The 9,755-nt window shown below is 71.4% G+C and carries 5 protein-coding genes; all 5 read left to right on the forward strand.

Going from position 1 to position 9,755, the window contains the following annotated elements:
• The first annotated feature begins 136 nt into the window (after nt 1-136).
• The 5 genes from ACWCRB_RS36795 (at nt 137) to ACWCRB_RS36815 (ending at nt 9,635) form a co-directional block, all read left to right on the forward strand.
• Nucleotides 137-2,389: a hypothetical protein gene (locus ACWCRB_RS36795; RefSeq protein ID WP_451000208.1), complete on the forward strand. Its 2,253-nt coding sequence runs from the start codon at nt 137-139 to the stop codon at nt 2,387-2,389.
• A gap of 119 nt (nt 2,390-2,508) precedes the next feature.
• Nucleotides 2,509-2,808: a hypothetical protein gene (locus ACWCRB_RS36800; RefSeq protein ID WP_451000209.1), complete on the forward strand. Its 300-nt coding sequence runs from the start codon at nt 2,509-2,511 to the stop codon at nt 2,806-2,808.
• 338 nt (nt 2,809-3,146) lie between these two features.
• Nucleotides 3,147-3,635, forward strand: coding sequence for a sigma-70 family RNA polymerase sigma factor (locus ACWCRB_RS36805; RefSeq protein ID WP_451000210.1), 489 nt, complete (start codon nt 3,147-3,149; stop codon nt 3,633-3,635).
• The gene (locus ACWCRB_RS36810) at nt 3,632-4,927 is read left to right on the forward strand and encodes a hypothetical protein (protein ID WP_451000211.1); all 1,296 of its coding nucleotides are present in this window, start codon (nt 3,632-3,634) and stop codon (nt 4,925-4,927) included. The genes ACWCRB_RS36805 and ACWCRB_RS36810 overlap by 4 nt, the downstream gene beginning before the upstream one ends.
• A gap of 79 nt (nt 4,928-5,006) precedes the next feature.
• Nucleotides 5,007-9,635 carry an FtsK/SpoIIIE domain-containing protein gene (locus ACWCRB_RS36815; protein ID WP_451000212.1) on the forward strand — a complete coding sequence of 1,543 codons (4,629 nt, stop codon included), beginning with the start codon at nt 5,007-5,009 and terminating at the stop codon, nt 9,633-9,635.
• Nucleotides 9,636-9,755: the final 120 nt, after the last annotated feature.

Here is a 9,755-nt window from a genome sequence, read left to right on the forward strand (position 1 = left end):
GTGGCGCACGCCACAGTTTTCGCCGGTCAGTGGGGTGCGGACGAAATCTCTTTGAACCATCCGGACCCGACTTCTCGTCTACAGGGCGGCTCGGCACCGACACGGGACACGACCGCTTCGAGGAAGGACGGCAGACATGGTGCGCATCTCCTACGACTACGACCTGATGACCTTCCTCGCGCGCCATCTGTGGCACCTCCGCGACGAACTCGACGTCACCTCGCACACGGACAAGACGTTCGCCGCGGGGGACATCGGCCCCCGCCGGGAGACGGCCGAGGCGATGGAGGACTTCTACGGCGCCTGGAAGAAGTCGTTCGGTGAGGGCTGGCAGGCCATGACCGACCTCGGGAACCTCCTAGACAGGGCGGGCAAGGCCTTCTACGACCAGGACGCCTCCCAAGCCGCAGGCGCGGCCCAGCAGGTCACCTCCCAGGTCCGCGACGAGGCCACCCGGCAGAACGAGATACGCAAGCAGGCGCTGGACGGCAAGCTCCGCGCGGACGAGGCCGGAAGGCTGGAGGCCCGCTACAAGACCCAGCAGGCGCGCCTGAAGAAGGAACAGGACGCCCTGGTCGAGAAGCGGCGGAAGCTCGACGAACAGACCGCGGCCCAGCAGAAGCGGCAGGAAGAGCTCAACAAGGAGCAGGAGGACCTCGCCGAGAGGCGGGAGCCCCTGCTGAAGGAGCAGGACGAACTCCAGGCGAGACAGCAGCAGCTCTGGCAGGAGGAGAAGGAACTCCTCAGGCAGCGCGACGAGAAGCTCCAGGCCGAGCGGGACGAGCTGCAGAAGGAGTACGAGGCTCTCCGCAAGGATCAGGAGCCCCTGCTGAAGCAGCAGGAGGAACTCATGCGCAGGCAGCAGCAGCTCTGGGCGGACGAGAAGGCCCTCCGCGCGGAGCAGGACGCGGCCATGGAGAAGAAGGTCACCGCCCTCGAGCAGGAGCAGAAGGCCTACGACGCCAAGCAGGACGCCCTCCAGGAACGGCAGGACGCCCTCTGGCGGGAACGCGAGACCCTGCTGAGCAAGGGCGATGCCACCCAGGCCGACCTCGACGCCTGGCAGAGCAGGCAGGACGCCCTGGACAAGGACCGGGACGCCCTGTGGGAGTCCGAGGGCAAGGGGCTCGCGGAACGGTGGGACGCCCTGGAGGCGGAACAGCGCGAGCAGGAGAAGGCGTTCGACCCGCTCAATGAGCGGCAGAAGGAACTCGACGACGAGCGTGACGCGCTGAGCCGCGCTCAGGAGCCCCTCTCCGAGCGGCAGGACGGACTCCAGGCCAGGCAGAAGGACCTCTGGGCCCTGGAGAAGTCCACCCAGAAGGAGGTCGAGGACGCCATGGAGGGGAAGCAGGACGGCCTCGACGCCGATCGCGCCGACCTCCAGACGCGGCTGGACCCCCTGGACCAGGAGTCGCAGGACCTGCAGGACCGCCAGAAGGAGTTGTGGGACGACCAGGCGGACACCGACAAGGCGCAGACCGCGCTGACCGAGGAGGAGAAGCCCGTCCAGCAACGGCAGCAGGACCTCCAGGACGGCTTCGGCGAGGAGTACGACAAGCTGCGCGACTGGGATCCGGATCGCGACGCCGACGTCGGCCGGCTCAGGGGGATGCGCGGTCAGCTGGACGATCTGCCCGACGAGGCCTTCGTGCCCAAGGGCTACACCATGGAGGACGCCAACAGCACCACCACGGTGTCGTACCAGCTCGACGAGAACGGTGAGATCAAGGTCGACGAGAACGGCGACGCCGTCGAGACGACGACCACCGTCACCAACAAGAACACGGGGCTGAGCTACTCCGAGACGTACCACCCCCTGACTCGGGACGGCGACTCCGTGACGACGATCCGCAGCTCCGACGGTTCCGTCACCAAGATCTACATGGACTCCTCCCCAGAGGGCGAACCCGACGGGACGATGAAGCGCTACGTCACCGACGAGACCGGCCAGGACACCCTCCAGATCTGGACCAAGCGGCCGGACGGCGACTGGGAACTGACCATGGACAAGGAGACCTACCTCAACTCCGAGGCCGGCCAACAGGACGTCCAACAGCGGCTGGACAGGCCCCCCGCGTATCTCACGGTGGAGAACCCGCTGGTCGACGCGGGCGGCCGGCCTTCCGGCTCCACCGCTCCGGGGACGACGACCACGGTGCAGGAGGGCGTGACCCGGACCGACTACACGGGCGCCGACGGCTCCGTCACCAAGGTCGTCACCAACGAGAACACGGGCACCCGCTTCGTGGCCGACGCGAGCAACGAGATCCAGGAGATCTGGCAGCGCGCCGAGAACGGGACCTGGTACCTGAGGGAGTCCATCACCCAGCACGAACGCAGCAGCGCCGAACCGCCCCTCGGAACCCTCGGCGAGAACTGGCGCTGACCCCCCGTGGGGCCACGCCCCACCCCCGAAACTCCCTGCGCGCGCCTTCCCGGCGCCGCCGGGCCCCTCGCGCACCGAACGACCGGTGTGCGCCCGCGCAACAGAGAACGAGGTGCCCCATGCCCAAGAACGTCATCGACGACGAGGAAATCGAAAGCACCGCCAAGAAGCTCGACTCCGCCGTCAGCGACACCCTGGTCCCCCAGCTGTCCTCGCTGCAGGCCGAGGTCGAGAACCTCCTCCAGGGAGGCCTGTTGCTGACGGCGACCAGCCCGAAGATGCAGACCTCCTACGCGAACTTCAACAAGTCGTTGACCGAGGCGGTGAACAACATCACCCAGTTCTCCAAGCAGTTCCGCGACGTCTGCAACGCCGTCAACAACCTGGACTCGCAGATCGCCGGCGGCATCCCCACCTGAGCCCGGCCACCGAGCAGGGGTGCCGACCCGGATTCCCCCTCCGGGGACCGGCGCCCCTGCCCGGCCAACATTCCTGTCGGTAACCTCACGTTCTCCTCAACGCCCCTTGAAACTTACAGAACCACTCATAGACTCCACCACGGAATCTCACATTCCGCTCGGAACCGTGAGGTCACCCCAGGTACCCGTGCTCAGCCCTGCCCAGCCAACGCCGCCGCCGCGGCGCCCGACCGGACCGGCTCAGAAGACATACGCCGTCCCTGGGGGAATCTATGAGAACGTCCACGCCGACTCCCGTCCCGACGGAAAGTGCCCCCGCCGCCGACGGAACCATGCGCATGCTCTACGAAGAACACCACGGTCCGCTGCTCCGCTATGTGTCCGGCCTGATACGCGGCGACCGACAACGGGCCGAGGACTTCGTCCAGGAAACCCTGGTACGCGCCTGGCTGAGCTACGCGAACCAGCCGCCGGGCTGGTCGCCGTCCCGGACCTGGCTGATGAGGGTGGCCCACAACCTGGTGATCGACTGGTCCCGGCGCGAGCGGCCGCACACCGAGATCACGCATGAACACGCCCTGGAGCAGCATGCCGAGACCGTGGACCCGATGAGCCAGGCCGTCCAGCGCCGCTTCATGGTCCACGCCCTCTCACGGCTCTCGCACCCCCACCGCGAAGTGCTCTTCTACGTCTACGTCCTCGGCTGCACCGGTTCCGACGCCGCCGACGCCCTGGGCATTCCGCCGGGAACGGTGAAGTCCCGGACCCATCACGCGATACGGGAGCTGCGCCGCCGGCACCCGGAGCACACGCTGGCGGCGGCATGACCACGGCCGCCGCGACGCACGGCTCCGTCATCGCGCTGGGGAAGCCCGGCGACTCGCTGCTCACGGTCGTCATCGTGGCCGTGGTCGTCCTGCTGCTGCTCTTCCTGCTGCTCCGGCATGTGATCCGCAAGCAGGGCGGATGGCGGCGCTTCCGGCGCGGGGTCGGCCGTGAACTCGCCCTGACCCGGCGGGCGTTCGGTGAACCCCTGCGCGCCTACCGGCGCCACCGTCGCGGCGTGCGCGCCCTGGCCCGTCAACTGTCCGACCCGCGAGGCGGTCTGCTCGTACGACGACTGCTGGACGCGGCAGCCGCGGCCCTGACAGACGCGCCCGGCGCCGTTCCCCACGCCGTACGGACGGAACCCGGACTCGCCGCCGTGCAGATCGCCGCCCGCCCGCTGCCCGAGCCGCCCGCCCCTTGGGAGACCTCCGACGAGCCCGGCCCACAGCGCTGGGAGCTTGCCCTGACGGAGGAGGACGCGCTGCCGCAGGGCCGGCCCCGCGCGGGTGCGCACCTCCGTCCGCTGCCGGTCGCCGTCGGTATGGCGGACGACGCCTGTGTCCACCTCGATCTGGCCGCCGGACCACGGCTGATCACCGTGGAGGGCGACATCGCCGCCCGGACCCGGCTGCTCCAGGCGTTGGCCGCACAACTGGACCGGCCCGGCAGCGGAGCCTCGGTCACCGTCACGGACGGAGTCCATCCGCAGCACCGGGGGGAGCGGCTCGACACCGTACTGCGAGAGCTGGAAGAGACGGCCGAGGAGCACGGGGAAACCGAGGGAGCCGGTGAGTTCGACGAGTCCGGCCGCGCCGCCACGACGGTTCTCGTCTGCGCCGCCCCCAGCCCGGAGCAGGCGCGGCGGCTCAGTGCCCTCGCCGCCTCGGGTACCGCCGTCTGTCTGGCCGACGGCCGGGTGGCTGGGCACAGCTGGGCCCTCCGGGTCGACGCACGCGGCCGGGTGGCCGCACCGGAGCTGGGACTGGACGCGGACTCGGCTCCGCTGGGCAGGGCCGTCGCCGCCGCCGTCCGGGCGGACCGCCGCAGGCTGCGCCGGGAGTCGGCCCCGCGCCGGGGCACACCCGCTCCACAGCGGCCCCGTACCCGGGAACTCCGGGAAACCCCGTCACTGGAGGAAACCGAGATCCTTCAGGAGGGGCTCCCGGACCCCGACCGACCGGTCACGGACCCCACCCGGACCACCAGCGGATCCGATCTGCTCGCCGAGCCGACCTCCGCCACCACCCGGGAACACACCACCGCGGCCTCCTCCGGCACACGCGAGGACTAGGCCCCGTCGGCCTGGGACGCACCGCGCAGACCCCCGGACCATCGAACCATCCACCCCCGAACCATCCCGAAGGGGAGACGTGAAACTCCTCATCACCACCGTCGCCGACGGCGACACCAGCCGCCAGGACGTACTGCTCACCGCGTCCGGCAGCACCCCCGTCGAGGACGTCGCCGCGCATCTGGCCAGGCTGCGCACCGGCGACACCGACGAGACCGGGCCCTCGCTTCCCGGACCAGGGCCGGCCCCGTCCTGCTACCTGGGCGACGAGCCCCTCGCCCCGGGCACCCCGCTGGCCGCCACCCGCCTCATGGACGGCAGCGTCGTCGCCCTCGGTGCCCCGCAGCCACTCGCCGCCACCGCCTACGGCCCCGAGCGCGACGCCATGCCGCAGCCGCACCGGGTGGACCACTCACCCGTGGTCGAACTCCAGGTGGTGGGCGGCCCGGACGCCGGACGGGTGTACCCGCTCGGCCTCGGCACCCACGGCATCGGCCCGCTGGCGGACGCGGCCGTCCCGCTCGAAGGCCGGGGCATGCCGGGCGAGGGCATCCGGGTGACCGTACGCCCGGACGGATCGGCCGTCGTGGAGCTTCCCGAGGGCGGCCCGGCACGGCTGTCCGTACCGGAGCCGCCGGAACACCGGGGCAGGCCCGGCGTCGTGCTGCTGCCGCTCGCGGAACAGGACGACGAGGACGCGGCAGACGCGGCGGACGCCGGGCCCGAGGAGGTGGCCGACGGCTGGGTGCTCTGGTCCGTCGGCGCGGAGCTCTCCGTCGGCGAGTACCTGCTGCGGCTGGCCGAACCGACTCCCAGGGACGCCGCGGTGGTGCCGTCAGAGGGCGGCGGCGGACTGGACTACAACCGTCCGCCGCGCATCCTGCCGCATCTGGCGCCCGAGCGGTTCCGGCTGCCCGGACCGCCCGACCCTCCCGGGCGCAGGCCGATTCCGCTGCTGGTGGCCCTTGCCCCGATGCTCTTCGGCGTCAGCATGATGCTGTTCCTGAACTCGTACTTCTACCTGATCTTCATGTTCCTGTCGCCGGTCCTGATGGCGGCGAACTACCTCAGCGGGCGTCGCCAGGCACGCAGGGACTACGAGGAGAAGTCCCGTGTCTACCGACAGCGCCGCGCCTCGCTGGAGGAGGACGTCCGGCAGAAGATCGCCACCGAGCGGCGGCTGCGTACCGACAGCGCGCCCGACCCGGCGGTGGCCGGACTGTGGGCGGTCGGCCCCGGCCGCCGCCTGTGGGAACGGCGCCGCGGCGACCCGGACCACCTGGCCCTGCGTATCGGCACCGCTCCGCAGCCGTCCCTGCTCGGCATCGACGACACCGCCCGCGAGGACAACCACACCGCCGTGCACTGGACGATCCCGGACGCCCCGGTGAGCGTCGACCTGGTCGAGAACGGCGTGGTGGGTCTGGCCGGCGCGAGCGGCCCGGTCCAGGCCCTGGCCCGGTGGATGACGGCCCAGGCCGCGGTGCTGCACACCCCGCGCGACCTGCGGATCGTCGTCCTCACCGACAAGGCCTCGCAGGACTCCTGGCACTGGGCCCGCTGGCTGCCCCACTCCCGGGACGGCCTGCCCGGCACCCGTGGCGGCGCCGTCACCCTGATCGGCAACGACCCGGAGACGGTGGCCAACCGGGTGGCCGAGCTGGTCTCCACCCTGCGCACCCGCCAGCGGGCCGCCGAGTCCACCATGAGCAAGGCGCTGCTGAGCGAACCGGACGTCCTGGTGGTGATGGACGGAGCCCGCCGCCTGCGTGACGTACCCGGTGTGGTCTCCATCCTCAAGGAGGGCCCCGGCGTCCGGATCTTCCCGCTCTGCCTGGACCAGGAGGAACGGCTCCTGCCGGAGGAGTGCACCGCCGTGGTCCGCCACGAGAACCACCGGCTGACCCTGCGCCGCACCGGACAGCCCGATGTCCCCGACATCCGGCCGGACCTGGTCGAGCCGGACTGGTGCGAGCGCGTGGCCCGGGGCATCGCCCCGATCCGCGACGTCACCCCGGACGCCTCCGAGGGCCTGCCCGCCGAAGTGGGACTGCTGGACCTGCTGGGTCTGCCGCAGCCGAGCGCCGAGCAGATCGCCGCCCGCTGGGCACAGCGGCCGGCGTCCACCGGTGTCCTGCTGGGCGCCGGCTACGACGGACCGGTCGCCTTCGACCTGGTGAAGGACGGTCCGCACGGCCTGGTGGCGGGGACCACCGGATCCGGCAAGTCCGAGCTGCTCCAGACCTTCGTGGCCGCGCTCGCCGCGGTCAACCGCCCGGACGAGCTGACCTTCGTCCTGGTCGACTACAAGGGCGGCAGCGCCTTCAAGGACTGCGTGGACCTGCCGCACACCCTCGGCATGGTCACCGACCTGGACAGCCACCTGGTGCAGCGGGCGCTCACCTCGCTGGCGGCCGAACTGACCCGCCGCGAGCACCTCCTCGCCGAGGCCGGCGCCAAGGACCTGCCCGAGTACCAGGGCATGCGCCGCCGGACCCCCGAACTGGTGCCCGTGCCCCGGCTGGTGATCATCATCGACGAGTTCGCGACCCTCTACCGGGAGATCCCGGACTTCATCCCCGGCCTGGTGAGCATCGCCCAGCGCGGCCGTTCCCTGGGCATCCATCTGATCCTGGCCACCCAGCGCCCGGCCGGAGTGGTCAGCTCCGACATCCGGGCCAACACCAATCTGCGGATCGCGTTGCGGGTCACGGACTCCTCGGAGAGCCAGGACGTCATCGACACCAAGGACGCCGTCAGCATCTCCCCGGCCACCCCCGGCCGCGCCCTCGCCCGCCTCGGCCACGGCACCGTCGTACCCTTCCAGACCGCCTACGCCGGAACCCCCCTGCGCGGAGCGAAGCCCTCCCCTGAGCCCCGGGAACAGCAGCCGGTGGAGGAGTCCCGCGTCTGGGGCACCGCACTCCACTGGCAGCGCCTCGGCCGCGCCGTCGGCCTGCCCGGCACGGCCGAGTCGGAGCCGGGCGGGGACCCGGCGCCGGACCTGGGCGCCGACGACATCCCCACCGACCTGAACGCGCTGGTGGAGACGCTGTCCGAGGCGGCGGAGCTCGCCGGGTGCGTCCCGCAGCCCAGCCCCTGGCTGCCGGCCCTCGGCCCCGACGTCCTGATCGACGACCTGCCGCAGCCCGACGCACCCGGCGGCGCCCGGCTGGCCCCGGTGTCCTGGGGTCTGTCGGACCTGCCCGAGGCACAGGCCCAGCTGCCCGTCCGCCTGGACTTCGCCGAGTTCGGACACCTGTACGTCATCGGAATCCCGCGATCCGGCCGCTCCCAGGTGCTGCGCACCATGGCCGGAGCACTGGCCCGAGGTCATTCCAGCGCCGACGTCCACCTCTACGGCATCGACTTCGCCGGTGGCGCACTGACGGCGTTGGGCGTCCTCCCGCACTGCGGCGCCATGGTGCCCCGTGGTGACATCGAGCGGTTGGAGCGGCTGTTCGCCAGGCTCGACGCGGAGCTTGAGCGGCGACAGGAACTCCTCACCGGGCATCACGCGAGCAACCTCACCGAGCTGCGCGAGATCGTCGCCGCCGGTGCCCGTCCCGCGCACATCATGCTGTTCATCGACGGCTGGGACGCGTTGATCGAGGCCGTCGCCGACCACAACGGCGGCCGCCTGGTGGAGCAGCTCAACCGGCTGCTGAGAGAAGGCGCCGCCGCGGGCCTGCATGTCGTCGCCACCTCCGAACGCGCCCTGCTGTCCGGACGGGCCACCGCGCTCAACGACAACAAGCTGCTGCTGCGGCTGAACGACCGGACCGACTACCACGCCGTCGGCAAGCGCTCCCGCGACATCCCCGACATCATCCAGCCCGGCCGCGGCTGGACCTCCGACGGCGGCACCGAGATCCAGGTGGCGCTCCTCGCACCCGGCGCCGCCGGACAGGACCAGGCCGAGGCGCTGCGCCGGATCGGCGCCGAGGCGACCCGGCGCGACGCCGGACTCCCCGCGGACCGCAGGCCCGCCCGCATCGGCACCCTGCCGGTGAAGGTGACCTTCACGGACGCGTACGAGAAGGTGGGCAAGGAGTTCCGCCGGCCGATGTGGGGTCTGCTGGGCCTCGGCGGCGACGACGTCTCGCCCGTGGGCGTGGACTTCGCGGACACCGCACCGACCTTCTCGGTCGTCGGCCCGCCCGGCTCCGGCCGCAGCACCACCCTTGCCTCACTGGCCGTCTCGTTGCTCGCCTCCGGCACCCGGCTGGTGATCCTCGCTCCCCGCGAGTCGCCGCTGCGCACCCTCGGCAACCATCCCGGCGTCCGGCTGATCACCGCGACGGAGCCCACGGTCGAGGAGTTCACCGAGGCCCTGGAGGCCGGGAGCGGCCCCCGGGTGGTCGTCGTGGACGACGCCGACCTGTTCGTCCTGCCGGACATCGACCAGGAACTGCGTGCCCTGGCCCAGTCCGGCAGGGACCGCGGCATCGGCATCGTCGTCGCCGCCACCGGGGAGACCATGACAGGAGCGATGGGCTGGCTCAGCGCCCTGAAGCGGCACCGCAAGGGTGTCCTCATCGGACCGCAGAGCATCCTGGAGGGCGACTTCATCGGGGCCCGCCTGGCCCACGCCCACCTGCGCGGCCGCAGATCCGGCCGGGGCCTCACCGTCGACCCACGCTCGGGGGAACTGATCAACGTGCAGATCCCCGAGACCGTGCTCGACGGGGACGACACGACAGCCTGAGTCCCCAGCCTGTGGATTCTTCGCCCCCGCCGCCCCTACCCGTTCCCATCCCTGGGGGCTGCGCCCCCAGACCCCCCTTCGTCCTCAAACGCCGGACGGGCTGAGTCAGTCAGCCCGTCC

This window comes from Streptomyces sp. NPDC002156 (genome assembly GCF_053593675.1).